Genomic DNA, 23,482 nt, shown 5'->3' on the forward strand with positions numbered 1-23,482 from the left:
ACGCCGATGCGAGGCCTGCGCGATCAAGTCCGTGTTAACCATATTTTGGCGAATTGGCCGTCAATCTCCCCCGCATCGCCAACAGGTCAGCGGGGGCTGTCCGGAACCTATGAAAAGCAAGTTCGTCCTTATCGCAGCCATGACGCAGGCGCTGTGTGCGCCGGCCCTGGCACAACCGGCGGCGCCGGTTTCGGTTGCCACCGACAGCGCCGTCTTCGTCGAGAAGGTCATGGCGGATTCGAGCAGCCGCCTCGAGCCGGCCGCGCGCCTTTCGCGCGGGGACAAGGTCGTGACCGTTGTCACCTGGTACCGCATGGGCGGCAACGGGGGCTTCGTCATCACCAACCCGATGCCCACGAAGCTTGCCTATGAGGCGAGCGCGAGCGAGGGACAGGAAGTCTCGGTGGACGGCGGCCGCACCTGGGGCCACCTCGGCGCTCTACGCAAGGGTGGGCGACTGGCGACGGCAGAGGACGTCACCCATGTACGCTGGCGCATTCCGGCAGGCAGCGCCGCAAATGGCCGCGGCCAGCTCGCCTACAGCGCCATCGTGCGCTGATAGCCGATTTTCGGTGAAAGCAGGACGGCGGCCCGCACCCTGGCGCAAGCCGCCCTTTCCTTCGGTTCCTAACCGGCGAGAATGAGCGCCGGTGCTTCGATCAGCTTCTTGAGGTCCTGCGCGAAGCTGGCGGCATCCCATCCGTCGACGACGCGATGGTCGCAGCTCATCGAGATGTTCATCGTCTTGCGCTTCTCGATCCGCTCCACGCCGCCGGCATCGCGCACGAACATCGGGCGCTCGACTATGCGGTTGGGACCGATGATCGCAACTTCGGGGCGATTGATGACCGGTGTCGTCGCCACCCCGCCCATCGGGCCGAGCGAGGTCAGCGTGATCGTCGAGCCGGAGAGCTCCGTGGACTTGGCCGAACCGTCGCGCGCCGCCCGCGCGAGGCGCGAGATCTCGCTCGCAAGCTGCCAGAGGTTGCGATCCTGTGCATCGCGGATCACCGGGACCATCAGCCCGGCCGGAGTCTGCGCTGCCATGCCCAAGTGTACCGAACCATAGCGCGTCACCACGCCCGCCTCATCGTCGTAATGGGCGTTGAGCATCGGGTACCTGGGCATCAGCTTGCAGATCGCCGCGATCAGGAACGGCAGCATCGTAAGCTTGGGACGATCTCCACGCCCTTCATTGAGCTGCGCGCGGGTTTCCTCCAGCGCCGTTACGTCGAATTCCTCGACATAGGCGAAATGCGGGATCTGGCGCTTGGATGCCGCCATGTTCTCGGCAATGCGGCGGCGCAGGCCGATGACGCGGACCTGCTCGTCCTTGCCTTTCAGACCGGCAGGCTGAAAGCCGCCCGCGGCATTGTAGGACAGGAAAGCGTCGAGGTCGGAATGGCGGATGCGGCCATCCTCGGCCGGGCGGACTTCGCCCAGATCGATGCCGAGGTCTGCCGCGCGCTTGCGAACCGCCGGGCTGGCCATGACGCGCGCATGACCCATCGCGCGGGCCGGCACCGGGGCCGGGCTCGGCGTCGGTGCAGGCGCGGGAGCGGGCGCTTGGCTCTTTTCGGCAACGGGAGCGGGAGCCGGTTCAATCGTGGGTTCGGGGGCCGGCGCCGCTGCCGGTTCCTTTGCGGCCGTCTCCTCAGGAGCCGGCGCCGGTGCAGCAGCGGGGCGACCGCCCTTGCCGTCCCGCTCGTTACCCTCGCCTTCCACCTCGATCACCACCAGCGGCGAACCGATGGCGATAACGTCGCCTTCCGCTCCGGCGACCTCGATCACCTTGCCCGAGACCGGGCTTTCCATCTCGACCGTCGCCTTGTCGGTCATCATGTCCGCAACACGGCCGTCTTCCTCGACCATGTCGCCGATCTTCACGTGCCAGGCGACGATCTCGGCTTCGGCAATGCCTTCCCCGATATCGGGGAGGCGGAATGTATAGCGACCCATCGGATCAATCCTTCATGAGCCGGTCGACCGCCTCGCCGATGCGGACGGGACCGGGGAAATAGGCCCACTCGAGGCTGTGCGGATAAGGCGTGTCGAAACCCGTCACGCGCTCGATCGGCGCCTCGAGGTGATAGAAGCAACGCTCCTGGACGAGCGCGGAAAGCTCGGCGCCGAAGCCCGAAGTGCGCGTCGCCTCATGGACGATGAGACATTTGCCGGTCTTTTCCACCGACTTTTGCACAGTCTCTATGTCCAGCGGGACAAGCGTGCGCAGGTCGATGATTTCGGCATCGACGCCCTTTTCGGCAAGCACCGCCTCGACCACGTGGATCATCGTGCCGTAGGCCAGCACGGTCATCGCCGCGCCTTCGCGCACGACCCGCGCCTTGCCCAGCGGGATGGAATAGTAGCCCTCGGGCACCTTGCCCCCGGCATGGTTCTTCCAGCTCTTGGACGGGTTGTCGTAATAGCCGTCGAAGGGTCCGTTGTAGATGCGCTTGGGTTCGAAGAAGATGACCGGATCGTTGTCCTCGATCGCGGCGATCAGCAGCCCCTTGGCATCGTGCGGGGTCGACGGGATCACCGTCTTGAGGCCCGCTACATGGGTGAAAAGGGCCTCGGGGCTCTGGCTATGCGTCTGGCCGCCGAAGATGCCGCCACCGAAGGGAGAGCGGACCGTGATCGGGGCCACGAATTCGCCTGCCGAACGATAGCGCAGGCGCGCCGCTTCGGACACGAGCTGGTCGAGGCCGGGATAGATATAATCGGCAAACTGGATCTCCGGCACCGGACGCAGGCCATAGGCGGCCATGCCGACTGCCGCACCGATGATCCCGCATTCGTTGATCGGCGAATCGAACACTCGGTCCTTGCCATACTTGCCCTGCAGGCCCGCGGTCGCGCGGAAGACGCCGCCGAAATAGCCCACGTCCTCGCCTAGTATGACGACATCGGGATCGCGCGCCATCATGACGTCGAGCGCTTCGTTGATCGCCTCGATCATGTTGAGCGAGCGCGTGGGGGCATCGTGGAGGCTTACAGCTTCTTCTTCGAGCATTGCCCTTACTCCTTCCACTCGGGCCACTTCATCTGGCGTTCGCGAATGGCCTGCTCGGCCTGTTCGTCCAGATGCCAGGGAAGTTCCTCGAAGACGTCTTCGAACATGGTGTGGAACGGATGGTGCAGGCCATGGCCGAGGATGCCGTTCTTTTCGGCCTCCTTGGTCGCCGCCTTCACCTCTTCCGCCAGTTCGCGGTCCATGTCGGCGTGCCGGTCTTCCGACCACTCGCCGATCGCGATCAGATGGTTCCTGAGCCGCATGATCGGATCGCCCAGCGGCCATTCCTCGCGCTCGTGCGCCGAACGGTAGGCGCTGGGATCGTCCGAGGTCGAATGGCCCTCGGCGCGGTAGGTGAAATGCTCGATGAGCGTGGGACCGAGGTTGGCGCGGGCGCGGTTGGCCGCCCACTCCATCGCCGCATAGACCGCCAGCGCATCGTTTCCGTCCACGCGCAGCCCGGCAATGCCATAGCCCGCGGCGCGAGCGGCAAAGGTCGTGCGCTCGGCCCCTGCAAAGCCGGAAAAGCTCGAGATCGCCCACTGGTTGTTGACGACGTTGAGCACGACCGGCGCATTGTAAACGGCGGCAAAGGTCATCGCCGCGTGGAAATCGCCCTCTGCGCTGGAGCCTTCGCCGATGAAGCTGGTGGCGATGCGCGTGTCGCCCTTGATCGCGCTTGCCATGGCCCAGCCGACGGCCTGCGGGAACTGCGTGGCAAGATTGCCCGAGATGGTGAAGAAGCCATAGTCGCGCGCCGAGTACATGATCGGCAACTGGCGGCCCTTCAACCGGTCCGCGCGGTTCGAGTAGATCTGGTTGATCATGTCGACCAGCGGATACCCGCGCGAGATCAGGATGCCTTGCTGGCGATAACTGGGGAAGACCATGTCGTCGCCGGCCAGCGCCAATGCGCAGGCGACCGAAATCGCCTCTTCGCCGGTGCACTTCATGTAGAAGCTGGTCTTGCCCTGCCGCTGGCCGCGATACATCCGATCGTCGAAGGCGCGGGTAAGCGCCATGTTGCGCAGCATGCGGCGCAGCGATTCCGGGTCGAGATTGGGGTTCCAGGGACCGACCGCCTTGTCGTCATCACCCAGGACGCGGATCATGTCGGTCGTAAGCGGCCAGGTTTCGCTTGCCGCGCAGGCCTCGTCGGGCCGCGCCAGCTCGCCCGGCTCGGGAATATCCAGCTCCGAGTAATCGACCTTGTCGCCCGGCCTGTACTTCGGCTCGGGCACATAGAGTTCAAGCGGCGGCAAGTTGCCGCGCGGCTTTCCAGACCTGACCGGACTTTCGCCCATTTTCGTTCTCTCCCGCCAGTTTCGGCCCGTGAGAACTCCACGCACCGGGAGAATCGGAGCGTATCAAAATTCTACGGATGAGTCATAATATTACAAACCCCCGCAATGTCAATCAGACCGCAACCGGTGCGGAGATGTGCGACTGGGGCGCATATCCACGCACTTCGAAGTCTTCGATACGATAGTCGAAGACGCTTTGCGGACGCCGCAGGATCTCGAGCGTCGCCTGCCCCTCGGGCTTGCGGGAAATCTGCTCTTCCACCAGCGCACCATGGTTGAGGTAGAGATGGACATCACCCCCTGTCCAAACGACTTCGCCCGGCTCCAGGTTGCATTGCTGCGCGAACATGCGGGTCAACAGGGCAAGCGACCACATGTTGAACGCGAATCCCAGACCTAAATCGCAGCTGCGCTGGTAAAGCAGGCACGAAAGACGGCCACCCGCTACATGGAACTGATAGGTCTTGTGGCAGGGTGGGAGAGCCATCGCGTCAAGCTCGGCGACGTTCCACCCCTCGATGATGTGGCGACGGCTGCCGGGGTTCTCCTGCAAGGATGCGATCACCTGCGCAACCTGATTGACGCCCTGTTCGCGCCGGCGGAAAAGTCCGTTTCCGGCATCCTCAAAGACCGGCCAATCGACCCATTGCTTGCCGTAAACCGGTCCGAGGTCGCCCCACTTCTCGGCGAATGCGGCATCGGCAACGATCCGGTCGGAAAAGTCCGCGCGCGAGATCTGGTCGCCGGTTTCGCGGCGATAGCGATCGAGCGGCCAGTCGGTCCAGATCTGCACCCCTTGCGCGCAAAGCGAACGGATGTTGGTGTCGCCGGTCAGGAACCAGAGCAGCTCACGCGTCGCCGTCTTCCAGTAGACCCGCTTGGTGGTGAGCAGCGGCATGGCCCCGTCTGCAAGGTCGAAGCGGATCGTTGCACCGAAGACTGACCGCGTTCCAACCCCGGTGCGGTCCACCCGCTCGTCGCCGTGCTCCCAGATATGGCGCATGAGATCGAGATATTGCCACTCCCAGTGCGGCGCGCGGCCGCTGGGTGGCGATTCGGATCGAAGCAGTGTCGATGGCGCGTTCATGGGCAAAGCCTAGACCCGCCGGCCCCGAGCGAAAAGAGGCGGCGCGCTCAATTTCCCCGCCAACGCACCAGGATGAATGGTCCCGATGCATTACCTTCGAAGGATGTGACGATCCGGGTTCGCCCTTAGGATCGGCTTTGCGCCAATGCAGGACCCCATGGTGCATAATCGATTGCATGGTCCCATCGCCCAGATCTGTCCTTTCCCGATTCCTGCCCGCTCCTCTTGCGCTGCAAGGGCTTATTGCAGGCCTCGCGATGCTCGTCGCGCTGTCTCCCGCAGAAGGGGGCGCAGCCATCTACCTGCCCCTGGATGGAAGCGGAGCGGCCCATACAGTCGCCTGGTCGCGCCAGCGCGGTGCCGAAGTGGTTGCTCCGGGACCTTACGAGGGCGCCTTCATCCTGCGCATTCCGCAAGGTCATCTTGCCATGGAAGCCTTGAAGCAAGGCGCGCTGCTGATCTCGGTTCCGGAATTCCTGTGCGGTTCGCCCGATCCTTCAAAGAAGACATAACTGGTCATGAACGAACTCGATGAAATGCGCCGCAAGGGCGCCAAGATCCTCCTCGCCATTTCCTGGCTGAGCGTTGCCATCATTGCCGGCTGCGCCTGGGCTTCCGGCTCCGGCCCGGCCCCTGCCCTGCTGGCAGCCGCGATCACGATCGTGCCGACGCTGCAGGTCATGGCTGGCAACAACGGCCTGCAGGCCCGGCTGGCCCTTGGCCTTGCCGTGCCGCTCTACCCGGCCATCATGCTGTGGCAATGGAGCGGACAGAACTGGATGCTCGACATCCACATGACCTTTTTTGCCGCCATTGCCATGCTCACCCTGCTCGCAGACTGGCGCCCCGTTCTGCTCGCTGCCGGCGTGACCGCGGTTCATCACCTCTCCACCAATTTCGCGGCTCCCTCGCTCGTCTTCCCTGACGGCGCGGACTTTGCCCGCGTGCTGCTCCATGCCGTCATCGTCGTGCTGGAAACCGGCGTTCTCGTCGTGCTCTCGGCCGGGTTCGAGAGGCTGGTGATCGACCAGGCGGCAGCGCATGAGGCACGGGCCGATGCGGAGAAAGCCGCCCAGATCGAGCGCACCCGGGCTGCCGAGGACCAAAAGCAGGTGATCGAACAGATCGGCCGTGGTCTGCGCGGCCTTGCCTCGGGCGACCTCTCGCTGCGGCTCTCCGAATCCTTCCCCGAAGGCTACGAGGAACTGCGCGGATACTTCAATTCAGCGGCCAGCGATCTCGACGACATCGTGCGCGACGTCACCCGCTCGGCCGGGCAGATCGAATCGGGCTCGCGCGAAATTCGCAGCGCCAGCGACGATCTTGCGCTGCGCACCGAGCAGCAGGCAGCGACGCTGGAAGACATCGCCAATACCCTGCGCCAGCTCAGCACCACCGTGCAGGCCAATGCCAAGAGCGCGCAGGACCTGCAGGCCAACGTCGCCAGAGCGCGCAGCGATGCGCTATCGGGCAATTCCGTAGTCGCAAGCGCGGTGGGCGCGATGGGCGAGATCGAACGCTCGGCCGACGAGATCCACCAGATCATCACGCTGATCGACGGCATATCCTTCCAGACCAACCTGCTCGCCCTCAATGCCGGCGTCGAAGCCGCGCGCGCGGGCGAAGCGGGCAAGGGCTTTGCAGTGGTCGCCAACGAAGTACGCGCGCTGGCGCAGCGCTCTGCCGAAGCGGCCAACCAGATCAAGGACCTGATCGGCACCTCCTCGATTCAGGTCTCCGAAGGTGTGAAGCTCGTCGGCCAATCGGGCGAATCGCTGATGACGATCGTCTCGGGCATTGCCGAGATCGACGAAGCGATTGCCCGCATCGCCAGCGTGTCGCAGGAACAGGCGGCAGAGATCGCGCGCATCAACGAACGTATCGCCCGGCTCGATTCCGCGACGCAGGAAAACGCAGCGATGGTCGAGGAAGGAACCGCGGCGGCTCGCCACCTCTCAAGCGAAGCTGAAGGCATGACCCGAACCGTCGCCCATTTCCGCGTTTCGGGCCAAAATCTTGCCGGCAAGCAAGACGGTTCCTGTGCAAAACTCGCTCAAGCCGCATAAAGTGACTTTGGCCCCTTGCCAGCCCCGGAATCGCTCTCTATAGGCGCGCTCCTGCCTCGGGCCGCTTTCAAAGTGGCACGATCGGTCGGGGAGTAGCTCAGCCTGGTAGAGCACTGTCTTCGGGAGGCAGGGGCCGGAGGTTCGAATCCTCTCTCCCCGACCATTTAATCCTATAAAATATAAGCATTTTTATCCATCCTATGAACAGGGGTTGAAGGTTCAGATTGAACCTTCAGGGCCGGCGACGGATTGCATTTGCGACCCCACGAAGATGCTCAGGACTAAACCTGGCATGGTGTTTTTGGGTCGTCCGATCGTCGTCATCGCCCATAAACTGGGCAAGTTCGGCCATCGACACGCCAGCCTCAGCCGCCCAGACTGCTCCAGTGTGACGCAGCGTATATGGGGTAGCATGGACACCGCTCCTTTCGGACGCTGCCTGGAAGGCCTTTTTGATGCACTTGATGGGCTCTCCGGCACGTTCGATCACATACGCGCTCGTCCGTTGGGAATAGGCGGCCTCTAACAATGGCAGCAGGTCATCGGAGATTGAGACCACCGTGCGCCGCTTCGTCGTGCGAATATGTCCAGGCGGAGTGAAGTCGATCTGCTTGCGATGGGAATCAACCCGATCCCACTCAAGCTGCAAGATCGCCCGTCGGGCGCGCCATCGAGTAGAGGCCTAGCATCACGTTCAGCTTGGCGTGCTCGGCTGACACGCTGGCGTAGAACCGTTCGAACTTGGCATGGGACAAATGCCTGCGCTTCGCTTCAACTAACTTTGGAAGCCAGATGGGAATACGACCGGGCAACCTCGGTCCGTTTCTGACGGTGGCGACGGCTCAGACAAGAGTCTTCGCACTATCGGTCATGACTTACGTGGCGCCCTCGAAAGTGCAGGATCCCAAGGCTTTACATCAGAAGCGCCCAACTTGCGCGAAATAGTTGAGTTGTTTCGTGAGCCGCACCTTGATCACTTTTTCCGTTTCGGGTGGCCAGACGAATTTCCCATGCCTGCGCCCAATGACAATCTTGCAGCATTTCATGTGTTAGACGCCGAAGTGCAAACCGCTGTTCAGAAAGACAATAATGGCGAATGAAAGCGATTTGAATGGCGTTTGGCTATACCACCATGAAAGCGGCGTGGACGCACCTGTCGAAGCCCCCCTCCGGCTGCCGAGCGCGTAGCAGGTAGTTGTCCAAGGGGCGTTGTCAGCCCAGCGCGAACTCGCCTTCGCCTGACCGCGGCCCTTCGGGCAAGGCCGCAGAGATTGCAGAGAACTTGCCCGCACCGACTTGAGAAGACCGATCTGTGCCAGCCGCTATGCGCTTCGGCTCAAAACCTTCATCCCTGCCAGATTTCGGGTTCTGCGCGGAGCGCCGGATCGAGCGTATAGCGCGACTGCGGCCTGCCAAGTCCGAGGTTCTCGCGCAGCGTGCTGCCTTTATAGGCGGTGCGCACCCGGCCGCGGCGCTGCAACTCGGGAACGACGAGATCGACGAAGCGATCGAGCATGACCGGCAGCGACGGCGGCGCAATGACGAAGCCGTCACAGGCCCGTGCTTCGTACCAGCGCTCCAGTTCGTCAGCGATTGTCTCGGCCGTCCCGGCAAGCGAACGCGAGGTACGGCTTGCCGCTACGGCAACGGCGATCTCTCCCAATGTCATCCCGCTCGCGCCCATGTCGATGATCCGCTGGCGGGTGCCGAGCGAGGCGTTGCTATCGGGCAGTTCGGGCAGCGGCCCGTCGAGATCGTAGCGCGAAAGGTCGATGCCGCCGAGCACGGTCTTGAGATAGGACAGCGCCAACTTGGGAGGGATCGCCTCGTTGAGCGCCTTCGCTTCGGCTTCGGCCTGCTCGGCGGTGACAGCCGGAACCGGCTGGATCGCGGTCATGATCCTCAGGCTCTCGGGATCGCGGCCAGCTGCGGCAACCCGCTTCTTCAGGCCGGCGTAGAAGGCAACGCCGCTCTCCATTGTCGGATGCGACGTGAACACCGCATCGGCAGTGCGGGCGGCCAGTTCCAACCCCTCCTCGGAAGCTCCGGCCTGAACGATCAGCGGGTGGCCCTGCGGCGAACGGCCCATGGTGAGCGGGCCGGCTACGCAGAAGTGCTCGCCCTTGTGGTAGAGCCCGTTGACCTTCGCCGCCTCGAAGAAGACCCCGCTTGCCTTGTCCGCAATGACGGCACCGTCTTCCCAACCGTCCCAGAGGCCCTTGCAGACTGCGATCGCTTCCTCGGCACGGGCATAGCGCTCCGCATGTCCGTAGTGCGCCTCACGCCCAAAATTATGGGCTTCGTTCTCGCTTGTGGAAGTAACCACGTTCCAGGCGGCACGCCCGGCGCTGACATGATCCAGGGTCGATAGACGCCGGGCGATGGCATACGGCTCGTTATAGCTGGTCGACACGGTGGCGACGAGGCCAAGGTTCTGCGTAGAGGCGGCAAGCGCGCCGTGCAGGACGAGAGGATCGAGCCGGATCGCATCGGTGGCGGCAAAGGCATCGACGCCCGCGATCGGCCGAAATCCCTGCGAATCCGCGAGGAACAGCGCGTCGAACATGCCCCGCTCTGCGGTGCGTGCAATGTGCTGCCAATAGCCCAGCGTCATCAGCGCTGCAGGCTCGGCCTCTTCGTGGCGCCAACCGGCCATGTGTCCGCCGGAACCCATCGGCATGGCAAACAGATGGTACTGGCCCGCACGCGTCTTCTGCGTCATTCACGTTCTCCTTCGTCTGGACCAGTTTGCGCCGTGCGCATGCGAACGTAAGGGGCGGCTGCATCGACTCTCCACTGTGCAGATAGTCCGATGGGCGCGCGCCTTGCCCCGGCTGACTGGCCTGCTTCCTCGCAAGCTGCAGCAAAGGCTGAATAGCCGTTTACCCCAAGAGCAATGGGGCACGGGTCATTCGACGCCGCGCCCCTCGAGGCAGGTCAATGCCTGACGATCTTCAGAACTCGAAGCCGACCCGGCCACCGAAGACGCGGCGGCGCGCAGGCGAGAAAGTGACCGCCGGAACACCGGTGTAGGTGTCCGAGTTGTACGCGATCGAAGTCGGCGTCTTGTCGTCGAAGATGTTCTCGCCGTACAGTTCGAAGCTGAACTTGCCGTCATCGACACCAAGGCGCAGGTTCACACGGTGAGCCGGAGCAGTCCAGGCAAGGTTCGCCTCGCTCTCGTACTGGCGGCCAACGTAGATGTAGTCGGCCCGCATGTAGCCCTCGAAGGCGCTGCTCACCGGCTGCCGGTAATCGATCGAGGCCGATCCGGTCCAGGCGGAATACTGCGGCAGACGGTTGCCGACCGGATTGGCATTGCCGGTCAGCGCGAGGCATTCGGCGCACTGCGTGTTGCGAATGTCGGTCTGCGCGTAGGACAGCGTACCTTCCAGTGTCAGCGCATCGGTGACCTTCAGCGAGCCCTCGAACTCGACGCCGTAGAGCCGCACCTTGCCGCCCGGCACGACGACACGCACGGTCTGCGGCGTCGGGTTGCTATAGGTGATGTTCTGATTGATGTGCTTGTCGTACCACTTCCCGTAATACGCTGCGAGCTGGATGCGCAGGCGGCGGTCGAACATGGCGCTCTTGAATCCGAGCTCGCCCATTTCGATCTTCTCCGGGCCCACCGCCGTGGGAACATCGAGCTGCGACTGAACCTGGTCCTGGACGACCTGCGGCAGCGCCAGCAGCGTGGCGTTGAACTGGCCAGGACGCGTGCCCTTTGCATAGGACGCATAGACCGACGCGTCGGGGCTGAAGGAATAGCGCAGGATCGCGCGTGGGTTAAAGCTCTTCGACTGACCCGAATAGTCGATCGAGCGGGCCGGTACGACCTGGCCGATCTCATCCCACTGATAGCGACCCTCCAGGCTCAGGTTGAGCTGTTCGGTAATATCGAAGCCAAGCGAACCGAAGATGCCGTAAGTGTCTGCGCTATAGGTCGTCGCAGGAACGGCGGCCGAGAATCCCGAATTCGAGAACGCGTTGGTAGTGATGGAGTTTCGCTGGCGAAAGTAATTGAAGCCGACCAGCCAATTCAATCGATCGTCGCTGGGCGATGCGACGCGGATCTCGGCAGACTTGTTCGTCAGCTCGGTCTGCCCGCCCACCGTGCGCGAAAAATAGGGCACGAGGGTATTATTCGCCGCGTAGAACGGGTTGACCATCGAACGACCGTCACGAAAGCCGGTATCAGTGACATAGCCCCAGCGGTCGCGAAAATACGCGACGTTGCCCCCTACAGTGTAGCCGCCGCCGAGATCGTAGTCGGCGATGAGGTGACTTTCGATCGCTTCGCGGTGGACACCGAAATGCGAGACGAAGTCATCGCCGAGGACGACCCCGTCGTTGACCCTGTCCAGCGAGCTGGTGACGTAAGTCTGCTGGACCATCCGGTTGCGCGGCGCTGTCTCGAGAGCGCCGCAGTAATAGGATCGACCGGTGACGGTGGTGCAATTGTTGTCGTCGGCCAGCAACTGGCCCGAGGCTGGCGGGCCGTCATCGTCTTCCCAGTAGTTCAGAAAAGCCTTGATCTTCAGGTCCGCCGACGGCGTGAAAAGCAGCGTACCGGAAACCGAACGGGTGTCTTGCGCGCCGAGTTTACCGCCGACACCGAAGTTGTCGTACTGTCCGTCGGTGTGGAAAATGCGACCCGAAACGCGCGCCGCCAGAAGATCGGGGACCAGGCCTATTTCGGCCGAAATCCTGCCCTCGACCGTGTTGTACGAGCCGTAACTGACGGTACCGGACATGCGCGGCTCGAAACCGGGATCGCGGGTAATGAAATTGATCGCGCCGGAAAACGTGGCGCGTCCGAAATACGCACTCTGCGGCCCCCGGATGACTTCGACCTGAGCGATGTCGGTCAGGCCCGAGATCGAGCCGCTACCTACCGGCACGCCGTCGATGAAGGCGCTGGCACCCTGGCGATCGGGCGATGGCGTACCCGAAAACATGCCGCGCATGGTGAAGAAGGTGTATCCGCGGTCGTTGCGGTTCACCGACTGGTTCTGGAAGCGCAGGCCCGGCGAGAAGTCTGCGAGCGACGAATAGTCGGTGATGTTACGAGCGTTGAGGTCTTCGCCGGACAGAGCGGTGATCGCGACCGGGACCTCGATAAGCGTCTCGGTCTTCTTGCGGGCCGTAACCACGATTTCGCCCGGAGGATTGCCGCTGCCGGTGGTGCCGGCGACCGCGCTCCGGTCGGCATTCGCAGCGTCCTGCGCCATTGCCGGATTGGCCATGAAGCCTGCTGCCATGACAGTGGCAGCGCTCAGACGAAGTCGATCTCGCATTGAAATTCGGTGCATGCAGCCCTCCTTGGGTTCCCTGGTGTATGTCTCTTCGATCATTCCCCGCCCGCCACGTTTTCGAGGTAAGTCCGTAGGATGCGCGCAAAGCGCTCCGGCACTTCGAGAGGGGGATAATGACCGACGTCATCGAGGACGATCGACGAGACCGAAGCGGCCGGAAGCCGCGCCTCGAGGTCACGCATGGTGTGGATCGGCAGGACGAAATCGTGTCGCCCCCAGATCAACAAGGTGGGGCTCACGATCGACGCGAGCGTCGCGTAGACTTCCGGTACCTTGCCTGTCGAGCGCCAGGCGGAGCGGCTTTTGCCTTCCCGCCCATTCATGTCACGATAGCGCGACACGGTCGCGGCGGTCAGGCGTTCGGGTCGTCCTTGCAGCCATTCCAGGTAGACCTGCCAGTAGCGCAAATCCCGCATCCCCGTCGACGCGGCGCGCTCGAACTCGGCGCGCAAGGCAGGCGAACGCGGTATGTTCGCATTATCCACCGGGTCGGACGGCACATTGGCAAGGACCAGCGCGCGCACGCGCTCGGGATGAGCAGCTGCATAATAGGAAGCGATCACTCCACCGCTCGACGTCCCGACGAGCACGGCCTGCTTCACGCCGAGCCGATCGAGCATGGCAGCGAGTACCGCGTCACCCATCACGGTAGGTGCGCTTCCGCTCACGGGCTGCCCCTCGGACAGGCCCATTCCGGGCATGTCGAAGCGGATGACGCGGTGATCACTCGCGAGTGCGGCAGCCAAAGCGTCATAACCGTCCAGCGACCCGTAGGACCCGTGAAGCAGGACGATCGCAGGATCATGGCCTCCTGCTTGGCCCTCGTCCTTGTAACGGATCGCGAGCCCTCCAATAACCATGGACCGCGATGCGGCATCGGAGTAGCGCTGCTTGAGCGCCTTGAGGCTGAGCGTCGTATCTACGCCTGCGGGGTCGACGGTAGCCGTGACTACCGTACCGGCGCGGGGCGCTGCTGCGCCAGCATTCGGTGCCGCAGCACAGGCTGCCAGGGCAAGGAGCCCGGCGCCTAGAGGACGTACCAAAGATTGGCTGAAATAGCGCACTGGTCTGGAACCCCGTCTGGCGATGTGACGGAAGTACAACTGCATTCCAGCAAGCGACCAATGCCTTCACCGGAAATGTCCGCCCTGTGGTGAAAAGCGCGCGCTGTGATGGCCGCAAGCGTCGCAAAGGTCGATATCGCGATCATGGCGATACTTGTCCGCCTTGTCCGACTTATAAAATTTAAGGCGGCCATCGCCTCGATGAACGGCGGCGACACGCCGCGCCGTGGAACGCCGCAGCGCAGTCGCCACAGAATGCCGTTGATGATCGAACGGTTCTGCTCGGGCGGCCGTGCCGCGGACACGGTTCTCCTTAGCAAAATGGCCCATAGGCCGCGCAAAGCGATCCGCTAGTGCCTGAAAGCGGTGATGGTAGAAGTGAAGTTCAAGGTTACCGCACGGTCAAGCAAGCTGGACCCAGTCAGGTTCCGTAGCCTGCGGGCAATGTCCGGACATGCAGATCGCGTTGGGGAAACGGTATGGAAATGCCTTCATCCTCAAATCGACGGGCAATTTCGAAATTGAGGGCCGACGCCGTCGGGGCACCATCAGTCGCCTCTGCCACGAAGGCGAGGATCTTCAAGTTGATCGCGCTGTCGCCAAAGCCGTCCATCGCAACTGCCGGTTCCGGATATTCGAGCGTCTTGTCGTTCGCCTGCGCTATTTCGAGGAGCACATCGCGCGCCCTGTCCAGATCAGTGCCATAGGCCACCCCAACGGGCACAGTGATGCGCGATGGTCCGACCGAGAAACTGCGGTTCTTCACAACTTCGGTGATCAACTGCGAATTGGGCACAATGATCTGGTGCCGATCGAAGGTCTCGATATGGGTGGAGCGTACCGCGATCTTGCGAACGATGCCGGAATATTGGCCGACCTCAACCCAATCGCCCACCTTCACCGGACGCTCGATCAGCAGCAGGATGCCGCTCACGAAGTTCTCGACGACGGATTGCAGGCCGAAGCCGAGACCTACCGAAAGTGCACCGGCGACGAACGCGAGGCTGGAGAGATCGAGCCCGGTGGTAGCGATCGCGACAAAGGCTGCGAGAGTTATGCCGACATAACCAAGAAAAGTGACGATCGATGCCTGCGCACCGGAATCGATGCCAAGTTCGGGGATGATGGCGAGACTGAGGAAACGCTGGATCCAGCGGGTGACGAAAAAGCCGATGAAGAACACGACGAAAAAGGTGACGACATCGCCTGCTGAAATCCGGACCTCGCCGAATTGCATGCCATTCTTCAGCAGCAGGATCCCTTCGCCGATCTGATTGGCGTTGTAACCCCAGATGATTGCCAACACGGGCAGGACCATCAGGACCAGAATAAAACCAGCCACAAGCGGCAGGAAATGCAGCAATCGCCGATATTGCTTGAGCGCCCCTTCCGCGAGGCTGTTCACCACCAGAGAGACGCTGCGATGCAGATATACGGCCATGCACACAAGTGCCAGCGACAGCAGGGTAGATGTGAGGATTGAGCGGGCGAGAAACACGTAACCGACCACGGCTGCAACCAGAGCCACTATGGCGAAGAAGCGCATCAGGCGAGCGATGGTGCCGCTGAAGTTGATGGTCGCCCCGTGGGTGCCCGCCAGCTGATGCTGTTCCCGGTCATGATCGCGCGCAAGGCGCAGGAATGCAGCCATGCGCCAGATCAGCCAGGCGCCGCCGGCCACAAGGATAGAGGAAAGCAGCCGCGACACGTTGACGGCAAGCATCCCGCGCACTTCGAGTGTTGCAAGCATGAATTCAGCCGCGAGCACGATGGAGAGGTTGCGAACGGTGGCAACCGCACTTTTCTCCGAATCCTGCGGCAGTACCAAAAGCCGGAGTTGCTTGAATGGCGATGCCATGATGCTGCGCCCCAGCCACTGGCCGCCAGCAACGATTGTGGCCGCAACCATCAGCGTCGCGACGATCAGAGAGACCTCATCGGGTTTGAATATGGCGACGAGAGTGACGACGAACAGCGACGCGCTGATAGCCAGCGCTACGATGAAGACGGCAGCCGCAATCAGGTCAAGAGCCATGATGAGCGCCAGATGGCGGATGACGCCTTCGCTGCTGGCGATTTCACGCATGACGCGATCAACAACGGCTCGCCAGACCTTTCTGCCGAGCCAGTAAGAAAGCACGCCCAGCACCAGGATGCTTGCCAGTCCCAGGCCCACGAACAACAGCGGATTGTCGACAATGGATGCGCGGCCCCGCACGACATTGATGGCATTGCGGACTTCGCCGGCGGCGCGCGCCCAAGTTCGCGGATCGAGCGGGGAAAGGCCGCGATCGAACCGCCGGCAGTTCGCGATGGCACTGGTGCGCGCATCGATATCGGCAACCAGCAAAGCCGCCCTTGCCCGTCTTTCCTGCAATTCCAGAATAGGTGCCATCGCCCGGGACAGCCTCTCGTCAAGCCTTTCACGGCGTGCAGATATCGCCGAAGCTTCGACCGCGCCCTCACCTGGTTCAGGTCCGAGCGCCGCAATCTGGGCATTCAGTAACCTGATGTCGAAAGTGCTGCGCGCCATCAGACCATCGATCCTGTCCCTGTCTGCGGCCATGAGTGCCCGCATGTCGTCCAGTTCGTTCTGATGTTCGATGGAGAGATCGCCGGCGTCCCGGCGCAGTAGCTTCCGAGCCTTTTCGGCGCGGTTGTCAAACCCGGAAATCAGGGCACCGAATGCGGATTGCTTGCCTGGCCTGGCATCTGGCGTCCGGGCAGTGGCGGTTGGCGCCTCAAGCTGGCGAGACGCGGCATAGCTCGCAGTCGCCGCAAAGGACGCCGTCGCCAGCCCTGCAAAGACAAGCCATCGAGCCAGCAAAAACCACATCAGCTTTTTCATCGCCAATCCCCAGCAGCATGCGCGTGCTTCGAAAACATGAAGAAACGCAATCAACTGTTTCCGAAGCGCATTGTGAATGTTGGGCGGCTCATTGCACTCATGGAAGGTACACGTAACATCGTCACAGCGCTTGTCGTACATACCATTGAGGCAAAATGCGGTGTAACTGGAAGCGCTCGCCGAATAGGCGGACAAGCCCATTGGCAAATAGCAAACGGCGAAACCTGGCTGCATCGCGCGCGCCAAGCGTACTGGATGAAATCATGGACAGGCAGTCTGTTATTCAAACGTTGAGCCTCATATCGTTTGCGCTCTGGACGGGGCTGGCAGCGATCGTATCCGTCAGCGGCTTGCTCTATCCCGGCGGAGCGATCCGCAATCTGACCATGGGCGTGGTTTTTGCCGCCATCGGGACTGGCGCGCATCTTCGGCAGACCAGGCCCGGGCCGCTGTTTGGACCTTGGCTCCTCTGTTTTTCCCTGCCAGCCGGAGCGATACTTTCCGTGCTGGCTTCCTATCGAGTTCTCTCCGAGAGAATGGCCGTGTTCGGATGAATATGCCATAGGTGGCGCGGTCAGGTTGTCTGCATGAAAAGCCACTGGACCGGACGGCATGAAACCGCCCGATCCAGTGAGGTATCAAAGCGATTGATCAGGCTGGCGTCTTCCAGATAGTAGAGGAATTGTCGTCCTTGGCCAGGCTGGCGCGTTCTTCTTCGGCAGCATTGCAATAGCTTTTCACGTCGAACGCGGCGATCGCCATCTGCGATCCCATTGCCATGCCAAACCCGAGCAGGGCCTTTTTCTCGAGCGTGTTCAGCTCCGCTTCGGTCAGATCCATCTGCTTTCCGTCTTCATCATAGTGGATCAGGTTCATTTCCTTGGCAAAACGATCCTGATCAACCTCGAAACCCTCGCAGCTCTCACCCACGGTGACCTGGTGGGCCATGTTCTTGAGCATGGTGATCTGGCCGGTATTGAGCGAATCCTTCATCGCCTCATTCAGCGCATCGTCGACGCTCATCTGCATGTGAACGGCCGCAGGAACGGTATTGGCGTCCTCTGCTGTTTCAGTGCTGCCTTCAGACGTTGCTTCGGCCTCACCTTGGCTACAGCCGGCAGCGAGCAGTGCAGTCAACGGCATTGCGAGCATGGCACAGTTCTTGAGTACCTTTTTCATCAAAACCTCCGATCATGCCCGAATTCGTAGCTCGTCCAACGGCTGGAATAGTGACCGTGGGTGTAGCACGAACGTGTTTGCTGATAGCACCATGTGTCTCTCGAACCCTCGGGTGCGAAAGCTTCGCGATCGTGGTGATAATAATAGCTGTTATCCCGGTAATATCGCTCGCGCTCGCGTTCCTTTTTCTTCTTGCTGGCGATGGCGGCAGCCAGCACGCCCGCAATGGCGACGCCGGCGACAACACCTGCCGCGCTGTGGCCGTCGTCATGATGCCGGTGGCGTTCATGATCGTGGTCGCGGTCCCTCGCCATGGCTGCACCTGTTGGCGCAAGCATCAGTGCCATCGCGGCGCTCGCCGAGATGAGCTTTCTTCCGGAACTCTTGCAGATCATGGTGTTTCTCCTCCTTCGATCAGCCTTCACGGATATTTTGTCGGCAGCACCCCCACCGATCATTCATGATGTTCGATCGCATCCACCAGCGTGAGATGCGGTCTTGCTCCGCTGCCTACGCGTGAATTGGTAATCAGCATTGTCGTGCCCGGTTCGACTGCCGCCATCAGCAGCTCACGGAATTCACGCGGCATGCGGACCCTGTTCAGTTGCGCTTCGTCAAGGGCCTTGCCATCTTCATCCTCGTGCCCTGTCATGCCGACAAAGGTCCATTTCGCCTGTCCATTCTGGATGATCCTGGTGGCGACATGCGAACCGGGGTCGGGATCATCGATGGTGGCAACACTGCGCCCGATCTCCACGCCGCTGCGCAATACGACAATCCGCTGATCCAGCTTGGAGACGATGATCGAAAGCGGACCGCTGGCAACAAGTTCAGGATTCCAGCGAAAGCGTTCGCCGCTCCGCAAGGTCAGCTTCTCAATCGCCTCCCCGCGCTCGTTGAACGGGGCGAGCAGGCTGTTCTCGCTCGTGACTACGTGATCCGCGGCATCGCCTTCGACGACGACCGTTCCCCCCAGATCGGTGATTGCAAACAGCTCGCGTGCAAAGCCGATCGGCAGATGCACGCAGCCATGGCTTTCGGGATAACCCGGCAGGCCGCCCGCATGCAGCGCCACACCGTCCCATGTCAGCCGCTGCTGGTAGGGCATGGGCGCGTTGTTATAAGTGCTGGACCGGTGCCTTGCGTCTTTTTGCAGGATGGTGAAAACGCCGGTCGGCGTCGGGTGGCCGGGTCTTCCGGTGGAGACCGTGGTTGCCGCGATGCGTATGCCGTTGCGATAGACCATGGCGATCTGGCGCGAGAGATCGACGTAAATCAGGACAGGACCGCTGGGTGCAACTTCGGGTGCCCAAACCCATTCACCCGGCTTGAGCCTGTCGATGTCACGCGCGAATTCCGGCGGAGAGCTGGCAACGGCCCCTTGCGCGTTTGCCTTCGACACGAACGCGATCGACAAGAGCGAAAGGGCCAGCGCCATTGCCGCGGGTGCCGGCACGAGAATCTTTGGCGCGATCATGCAAGACCATTTCGACATTCAACCGGCCCCCATGCTCGCGCCGACCAATGTCAACGTGAACGTCATCCAGTCATTGATTATGTGCGCCCCGGCCGAGACCCACAGGTTCTTGGTCTTGAGGTACGCCAGCGTCAGGACAAGCCGGGCTCCGCCGATGAGGATCAGGCACTGGAGGATATTCCAGTTGTAGGTCGGCAGATGGATGGCAGCAAACCACACGGCAGTAGCCAACCAGGCGATAATCACTGCGGCCCGTCTCGATAGGCCAAACTTCCGCGTCAGATAATAGAGCAGCGCAAGGAAGGGCACGATCGAGATCAGCTCTTCCCCGATGAGCTGAGGTATGGAGTTCACGAAGAACAGAACCCTGTCTGCCTGTCCGAAGGTCTTCAATCCCTCGATAGCAGCGTTTGTCTCGGTATCGACGAAGTTCAGCACGATGAAGCCCAAAGGAACCGCTATCACGTAGTTGAGCAACGCGAAGGCGAACATCCAGCCGATGTCTTTCAGGCGAACCCGTCGAAACAAAGCGGTCCAGTGCCTGCCCGCTACCAGGGCCATTCCAAGGAGCGGAAGAAGGGTCAGCAGCATGCCCGGGGCAAGCTGCAGGTAGCCCTGCGAGAACATCGGCAAATGCCTCAGCAGAACCGCAACGGCCAAACCGACCGCTGCCAGCGGCACCAGCCACTTCAGGGCGGAAATCTCGATCGGCCATCCGTTGTAGAACGGATAGTCTCTTTCAGATCCGTCAGCTGCGTTCAGTTCCGTGTCAGCCATTCTTCCGCCTTTCGAACCGACCTACCAGATGTCGACCCGCTTCTGAGGGGCAAGCCACATCGGGTCACCTTCGTGGATGTCGAATGCCTCGTAAAACGCATCCAGATGCTGCAGCGGAGCAACGGCGCGATAGATGCCCGGCGCGTGATTGTCTTCCAGCTGCACCCGCATCGAACCGTCCGATCGCTGCTCTGCCCAGAGCTGGGAATAGGCGATGAAACAGCGCTGGCTCGGACTGAGGCCATCGATCTCGACGTTCTCGTCGGGATGCTCTGCAAGGTAGTTCATCAGGGCATCGTGGGCGAGTGCGATGCCGCCGATGTCGGCAAGGTTCTCGGTCACGGTGAGGCCACCGTTCATGAAGGTTCCGGGAAGCGCCTCGAAGGCACTTGCCTGGTCGATCAGCTTCTGTGCCTCCGCTTCGAAGCGGGCGCCGTCCTTGGCCGTCCACCAGTTGCGAAGGTTTCCCTTCGCATCGAAATTCCGTCCACCGGTGTCGAAGCCGTGGGTCATTTCATGGCCGATTATCGCGCCGAGGCGGCAGAAATAGAGCGGCGCATCACGATTTACCGAAAAAGTAGGCGGCTGCGCGATGGCGGCCGTAACCTGGAACCCGTTGATGCTGGGATCGTAGGCCGCGTTTACTACCGTCGGTGTCGTATGCAGCGGTTCGGAAAAGGCCCAGAACTCGACCGGGGCGTTCTGCTTCGCCGCCATCCGGGCCATTTCGAACTCATGAAGGTTGATCAGGTTCTGCACTGGATCGTCGCCGACTTCGACCTTGCCATAGTCGATCCAACGGTCGGGATAACCGACGCGGTAGTAGAGCGCGTCGACCTTCTCGAGCGCCGCCGACCGCGTTGCTTCGGCCATCCAGTCGTTTGCTTCGATCCGCTTTCGAAAGGCAGCCTGGATGCGCCGGATCATGTCCAGACCCGCATTTTCCTTCGGTTTTGAAAAGAAGTTGTCGACGTAAAGGTGCCCCAGAGGCTGACCCAGCGACTTTTCCATGAATTCGACGACTGTCTCTTCGCGCGGTTTTTCGGAATAGGCACCGAGCAAGGCGATGTTCACCTGCTTCTTCGGTTCCTCGAACTTCGTGCTCAGAACCGATCCGAATGCCTGGAGCAGGCGCAGCTTGAGATAATCCTTCAACTCGTCGACGGTGAAGGCAGCCATCACCTTGCCGAGTGTGCGAGCCGCATCGGGATCGACCAGTATGACCCGGTCCGGTTCCTGCAGGCCCAGAGCCTGAAGATACGCATCGATTGCGAAACCGGCAGACTCGGCGCGCAATTGAGTCATTGTCCGCGGGTTGTTGACGTTGCGCTTGTCGACCTTCTTGACCGGATCGAGTTCGCCTGCGTGCAGCATGGTATCGATTGCGAGCGATGTCGCGGCAATCGCCTTCGCACGCTCCGCAGGCACATCGGCGACTTCCAGCATCGCCGATACGTATTCCCGGTAAATCGTGCGAAGCGGAGAGTCTTCGGGACTTTCGTAGATGGCATCAACAGAAAGCGCCCGCTCGCCCATCTCCATATAAACTGCGTTGCGCGAAACATCGGTCAGCTCCGGGAAAATATCGAGACTGACCAATGGCCAGTGCCCGGTGCGCGCCGAGAACGTGCCGAGGTAGGCCGCCAGCTCCTTCTTGCTCTCGACGGCGTCCAGCCGCGCGAGTTCCCCGGCAATCGGGGCAAGGCCAGTGGCATCGATCCGATCGACATCGACATAGGAACTGTACAAGGCTCCGACCTGCTGCGCCGGGCTTCCCTTTGCCGCCAAGGAGGACGTCGCGGCGGCATCGGTCAATACGCTGGCCATTTGCCGGCTGATCCGGTTGGCTATGAACTGCATGAAACCAAAGGTCGGCTGATCGGCTGGCCGTTTGACCCGGTCGAACCAGCCGCCCGACGCATAGCGCAGGAAGTCATCGGCGGGATTGACCGACCGATCCATGTTCTCGATCGAGAATGCCAGCGTATCCGGAGTGGGGTCCGTCTCGTCATCATCAGCAAGAGCAGAACCGCTCGCCAGCAGCAGGAGACCTCCGGTTGCGCCAGCCAGCAGCTTGCCCTTGCCCATTACGCTTCCTCCAATTGTCCCGAGCCCGATCAGTTATTCCTGCGATATTGAAGCACGGCGACTGCGGCGTTTGCCTTTTCGCCTGTCGTGCAGCCCGGCAGTGCGCTCATGAGACCGCCTTTGTCGTTGAAATATACCGTGCAGGTTCCCGAAACGGTCGCCTGGTAATTGCCGTTTCGCAGGCGCAGGACCGGAACGCCATATGTGTAGCCCGAGTGATGCTTTTGCGTCAGTCCCTGTTCTTTGCGATAGGATTCCATCGCGTCATCGGCCTTGCTCCGGTCCGAATGAGAGCAATGGTCATTCGTCCCATTACGATCGCCATCGCGATCGTAGTAGACGATGCAGGCAGCACCGACATTGACATGGCTTCGCCCATGGCGATCCATCACGACCTCGGGCGGCCCGTAGTGGTGACCGGCGTGACTGCCTTGGCTTCCGAAGCCTCCCGGAGGCGCTTCGCTGCCGGGATAGCCATCCATTCCCTGTTCCCGCCGATAGGCCGCTACGCCAGTGTCAGCCTGACTCCTCTGGCTCCGCGAGCAGTTGCTGTTGGCGCTCTTGCGCCTGCCGTCGGCGCCATAATAAACCACGCAATTATTGGAGAAAGTTGCCTCGATCTCGCCGTTACTGCCGGCAAATATCCGCGGCGCTTCCTGAGCCAGAGCGGGGGCGGCACAGAGAGCCGCGACAAGGCCCGCTCCAGCCAGAATATGCTTGATCATCGACATAACTCCTCCAAAATTGCGTGGCCGTGCAATGCACCCGAGCGCGACAGCCACGCGTTCTTCACTTGAGCGTGCAGATCCCGTTGGCCCGGTTGGGTCCCGAGAAACTGAGGCTCAACGAGCCGTCCGGATTGAACGAAATGGAGATCGTCGTTCCACCTCGTGAGGCCTCGAAATAGTTGTCGTTGAACTTCTTGAGGCTCGTTTCCTCACCATTGATGAACACCGGCCCGCCTTCGTTGGCGTGAACCTCGATAGCGTTACCGCATATTGCATTGAACAGCGGGATGCGTGGCTTCAACGAGGCGGCAGAAGCGGGTGAGGGTTCGCTTGCGCTCGGCGCTTCGACAGGCGCTACAGGCTGGGGAGCAGCGGAAGCTTCACTCGTCGGCGCAGAAGCCGGTTCGGAGGCCGGCGAACTTGCCTCCTTCTCCGAAGCGGCAGGGGCCTTCGCTCCCGATCCACAGCCGTAGAGAAGTATTGCAAGGCCTGCCGACAGAACAACGCTACGCATCTGGACCTCCTATACT

22 protein-coding genes and 1 tRNA gene are annotated in these 23,482 nt (G+C 61.6%); 7 read left to right on the forward strand and 16 right to left on the reverse strand.

From position 1 onward, the window contains the following. The first annotated feature begins 109 nt into the window (after nt 1–109). Nucleotides 110–559 carry a hypothetical protein gene (locus J3474_RS19060; protein WP_207095235.1) on the forward strand — a complete coding sequence of 150 codons (450 nt, stop codon included), beginning with the start codon at nt 110–112 and terminating at the stop codon, nt 557–559. A gap of 68 nt (nt 560–627) precedes the next feature. On the opposite strand, the gene J3474_RS19065 is transcribed toward J3474_RS19060, so the two are convergent. From J3474_RS19065 to thyA, 4 genes are all read right to left on the reverse strand, one after another. After that, nucleotides 628–1,959: a dihydrolipoamide acetyltransferase family protein gene (locus tag J3474_RS19065; RefSeq protein ID WP_207095236.1), complete on the reverse strand. Its 1,332-nt coding sequence runs from the start codon at nt 1,957–1,959 to the stop codon at nt 628–630. Between the two features lie 4 nt (nt 1,960–1,963). Next, the gene (locus tag J3474_RS19070; RefSeq protein WP_207095237.1) at nt 1,964–3,016 is read right to left on the reverse strand and encodes an alpha-ketoacid dehydrogenase subunit beta; all 1,053 of its coding nucleotides are present in this window, start codon (nt 3,014–3,016) and stop codon (nt 1,964–1,966) included. A gap of 5 nt (nt 3,017–3,021) precedes the next feature. Next, entirely contained in the window at nt 3,022–4,320 is a 1,299-nt protein-coding gene (locus J3474_RS19075; RefSeq protein WP_013833892.1) for a 3-methyl-2-oxobutanoate dehydrogenase (2-methylpropanoyl-transferring) subunit alpha, read from the reverse strand. A gap of 112 nt (nt 4,321–4,432) precedes the next feature. Next, entirely contained in the window at nt 4,433–5,407 is a 975-nt protein-coding gene (gene thyA, locus J3474_RS19080) for a thymidylate synthase (protein WP_207095238.1), read from the reverse strand. 257 nt (nt 5,408–5,664) lie between these two features. Here thyA and J3474_RS19085 point away from each other — a divergent pair, with 257 nt between their 5' ends. From J3474_RS19085 to J3474_RS19095, 3 genes are all read left to right on the forward strand, one after another. Beyond that, nucleotides 5,665–5,919: a hypothetical protein gene (locus tag J3474_RS19085; protein WP_041559042.1), complete on the forward strand. Its 255-nt coding sequence runs from the start codon at nt 5,665–5,667 to the stop codon at nt 5,917–5,919. Between the two features lie 6 nt (nt 5,920–5,925). Beyond that, nucleotides 5,926–7,473, forward strand: a complete 1,548-nt coding sequence (locus J3474_RS19090) for a methyl-accepting chemotaxis protein (protein WP_207095239.1) — start codon at nt 5,926–5,928, stop codon at nt 7,471–7,473. A gap of 86 nt (nt 7,474–7,559) precedes the next feature. Then, a tRNA-Pro gene (locus J3474_RS19095) sits at nt 7,560–7,636 on the forward strand. A 69-nt stretch (nt 7,637–7,705) separates the two neighbouring features. Here J3474_RS19095 and J3474_RS23040 read toward each other — a convergent pair. From J3474_RS23040 to J3474_RS19115, 4 genes are all read right to left on the reverse strand, one after another. After that, the gene (locus J3474_RS23040) at nt 7,706–8,122 is read right to left on the reverse strand and encodes a tyrosine-type recombinase/integrase (RefSeq protein WP_207095240.1); all 417 of its coding nucleotides are present in this window, start codon (nt 8,120–8,122) and stop codon (nt 7,706–7,708) included. Between the two features lie 696 nt (nt 8,123–8,818). Next, the gene (locus J3474_RS19105; protein WP_207095241.1) at nt 8,819–10,195 is read right to left on the reverse strand and encodes an LLM class flavin-dependent oxidoreductase; all 1,377 of its coding nucleotides are present in this window, start codon (nt 10,193–10,195) and stop codon (nt 8,819–8,821) included. 232 nt (nt 10,196–10,427) lie between these two features. Next, nucleotides 10,428–12,788: a TonB-dependent receptor gene (locus J3474_RS19110; protein WP_207095242.1), complete on the reverse strand. Its 2,361-nt coding sequence runs from the start codon at nt 12,786–12,788 to the stop codon at nt 10,428–10,430. A 38-nt stretch (nt 12,789–12,826) separates the two neighbouring features. Further along, complete coding sequence (locus J3474_RS19115; RefSeq protein ID WP_207095243.1) at nt 12,827–13,834, reverse strand: alpha/beta fold hydrolase; 1,008 nt, start codon at nt 13,832–13,834, stop codon at nt 12,827–12,829. 129 nt (nt 13,835–13,963) lie between these two features. Between J3474_RS19115 and J3474_RS19120 the strand changes: the two genes are divergently transcribed. Further along, nucleotides 13,964–14,209: a hypothetical protein gene (locus J3474_RS19120; protein ID WP_207095244.1), complete on the forward strand. Its 246-nt coding sequence runs from the start codon at nt 13,964–13,966 to the stop codon at nt 14,207–14,209. A gap of 67 nt (nt 14,210–14,276) precedes the next feature. Here J3474_RS19120 and J3474_RS19125 read toward each other — a convergent pair whose 3' ends face one another. Then, the gene (locus J3474_RS19125; protein ID WP_242528486.1) at nt 14,277–16,703 is read right to left on the reverse strand and encodes a mechanosensitive ion channel domain-containing protein; all 2,427 of its coding nucleotides are present in this window, start codon (nt 16,701–16,703) and stop codon (nt 14,277–14,279) included. Nucleotides 16,704–16,739: 36 nt separating this feature from the next. On the opposite strand from J3474_RS19125, the gene J3474_RS22805 reads away from it, so the two are divergent. Both J3474_RS22805 and J3474_RS19130 read left to right on the forward strand, forming a co-directional pair. After that, nucleotides 16,740–16,997: a hypothetical protein gene (locus tag J3474_RS22805; RefSeq protein ID WP_242528487.1), complete on the forward strand. Its 258-nt coding sequence runs from the start codon at nt 16,740–16,742 to the stop codon at nt 16,995–16,997. Then, entirely contained in the window at nt 16,967–17,257 is a 291-nt protein-coding gene (locus tag J3474_RS19130; RefSeq protein WP_242528488.1) for a hypothetical protein, read from the forward strand. The genes J3474_RS22805 and J3474_RS19130 overlap by 31 nt, the downstream gene beginning before the upstream one ends. 97 nt (nt 17,258–17,354) lie before the next feature. Here the strand turns inward: J3474_RS19130 and J3474_RS19135 are convergent, their stop codons facing one another. From J3474_RS19135 to J3474_RS22810, 7 genes are read right to left on the reverse strand one after another with little or no spacing between them, the layout of a single operon-like run. Next, on the reverse strand, nt 17,355–17,882 hold the full coding sequence (locus J3474_RS19135) for a hypothetical protein (protein WP_013833902.1): 528 nt from the start codon (nt 17,880–17,882) through the stop codon (nt 17,355–17,357). Further along, the gene (locus tag J3474_RS19140) at nt 17,882–18,277 is read right to left on the reverse strand and encodes a hypothetical protein (protein WP_148275027.1); all 396 of its coding nucleotides are present in this window, start codon (nt 18,275–18,277) and stop codon (nt 17,882–17,884) included. Before J3474_RS19140 ends, J3474_RS19135 begins: the two co-directional genes overlap by 1 nt. A 59-nt stretch (nt 18,278–18,336) precedes the next feature. Further along, complete coding sequence (locus tag J3474_RS19145; RefSeq protein ID WP_207095304.1) at nt 18,337–19,320, reverse strand: L,D-transpeptidase; 984 nt, start codon at nt 19,318–19,320, stop codon at nt 18,337–18,339. 57 nt (nt 19,321–19,377) lie between these two features. Further along, complete coding sequence (locus J3474_RS19150) at nt 19,378–20,136, reverse strand: CPBP family intramembrane glutamic endopeptidase (RefSeq protein WP_013833905.1); 759 nt, start codon at nt 20,134–20,136, stop codon at nt 19,378–19,380. 21 nt (nt 20,137–20,157) lie between these two features. Further along, nucleotides 20,158–22,224: a M13 family metallopeptidase gene (locus tag J3474_RS19155; RefSeq protein ID WP_207095248.1), complete on the reverse strand. Its 2,067-nt coding sequence runs from the start codon at nt 22,222–22,224 to the stop codon at nt 20,158–20,160. Between the two features lie 29 nt (nt 22,225–22,253). Continuing rightward, nucleotides 22,254–23,006 carry a hypothetical protein gene (locus tag J3474_RS19160; RefSeq protein ID WP_242528489.1) on the reverse strand — a complete coding sequence of 251 codons (753 nt, stop codon included), beginning with the start codon at nt 23,004–23,006 and terminating at the stop codon, nt 22,254–22,256. A gap of 7 nt (nt 23,007–23,013) precedes the next feature. Continuing rightward, on the reverse strand, nt 23,014–23,466 hold the full coding sequence (locus J3474_RS22810; RefSeq protein WP_242528490.1) for a hypothetical protein: 453 nt from the start codon (nt 23,464–23,466) through the stop codon (nt 23,014–23,016). Between the last annotated feature and the right edge of the window lie 16 nt (nt 23,467–23,482).

It is taken from the genome of Novosphingobium sp. PY1 (genome assembly GCF_017312445.1).
Classification (GTDB): Bacteria; Pseudomonadota; Alphaproteobacteria; order Sphingomonadales; family Sphingomonadaceae; genus Novosphingobium.

Coding starts and splice junctions, on each gene's coding strand:
- J3474_RS19060 (WP_207095235.1), top strand. CDS start 110: ATGAAAAGCAAGTTCGTCCTTATCGCAGCCATGACGCAGGCGCTGTGT.
- J3474_RS19065 (WP_207095236.1), bottom strand. CDS start 1,959: ATGGGTCGCTATACATTCCGCCTCCCCGATATCGGGGAAGGCATTGCC.
- J3474_RS19070 (WP_207095237.1), bottom strand. CDS start 3,016: ATGCTCGAAGAAGAAGCTGTAAGCCTCCACGATGCCCCCACGCGCTCG.
- J3474_RS19075 (WP_013833892.1), bottom strand. CDS start 4,320: ATGGGCGAAAGTCCGGTCAGGTCTGGAAAGCCGCGCGGCAACTTGCCG.
- thyA (WP_207095238.1), bottom strand. CDS start 5,407: ATGAACGCGCCATCGACACTGCTTCGATCCGAATCGCCACCCAGCGGC.
- J3474_RS19085 (WP_041559042.1), top strand. CDS start 5,665: ATGCTCGTCGCGCTGTCTCCCGCAGAAGGGGGCGCAGCCATCTACCTG.
- J3474_RS19090 (WP_207095239.1), top strand. CDS start 5,926: ATGAACGAACTCGATGAAATGCGCCGCAAGGGCGCCAAGATCCTCCTC.
- J3474_RS19105 (WP_207095241.1), bottom strand. CDS start 10,195: ATGACGCAGAAGACGCGTGCGGGCCAGTACCATCTGTTTGCCATGCCG.
- J3474_RS19110 (WP_207095242.1), bottom strand. CDS start 12,788: ATGCACCGAATTTCAATGCGAGATCGACTTCGTCTGAGCGCTGCCACT.
- J3474_RS19120 (WP_207095244.1), top strand. CDS start 13,964: ATGGCCGCAAGCGTCGCAAAGGTCGATATCGCGATCATGGCGATACTT.
- J3474_RS19125 (WP_242528486.1), bottom strand. CDS start 16,703: ATGAAAAAGCTGATGTGGTTTTTGCTGGCTCGATGGCTTGTCTTTGCA.
- J3474_RS22805 (WP_242528487.1), top strand. CDS start 16,740: ATGAAGAAACGCAATCAACTGTTTCCGAAGCGCATTGTGAATGTTGGG.
- J3474_RS19130 (WP_242528488.1), top strand. CDS start 16,967: ATGGACAGGCAGTCTGTTATTCAAACGTTGAGCCTCATATCGTTTGCG.
- J3474_RS19135 (WP_013833902.1), bottom strand. CDS start 17,882: ATGAAAAAGGTACTCAAGAACTGTGCCATGCTCGCAATGCCGTTGACT.
- J3474_RS19140 (WP_148275027.1), bottom strand. CDS start 18,277: ATGATCTGCAAGAGTTCCGGAAGAAAGCTCATCTCGGCGAGCGCCGCG.
- J3474_RS19145 (WP_207095304.1), bottom strand. CDS start 19,320: ATGGCGCTGGCCCTTTCGCTCTTGTCGATCGCGTTCGTGTCGAAGGCA.
- J3474_RS19150 (WP_013833905.1), bottom strand. CDS start 20,136: ATGGCTGACACGGAACTGAACGCAGCTGACGGATCTGAAAGAGACTAT.
- J3474_RS19155 (WP_207095248.1), bottom strand. CDS start 22,224: ATGGGCAAGGGCAAGCTGCTGGCTGGCGCAACCGGAGGTCTCCTGCTG.
- J3474_RS22810 (WP_242528490.1), bottom strand. CDS start 23,466: ATGCGTAGCGTTGTTCTGTCGGCAGGCCTTGCAATACTTCTCTACGGC.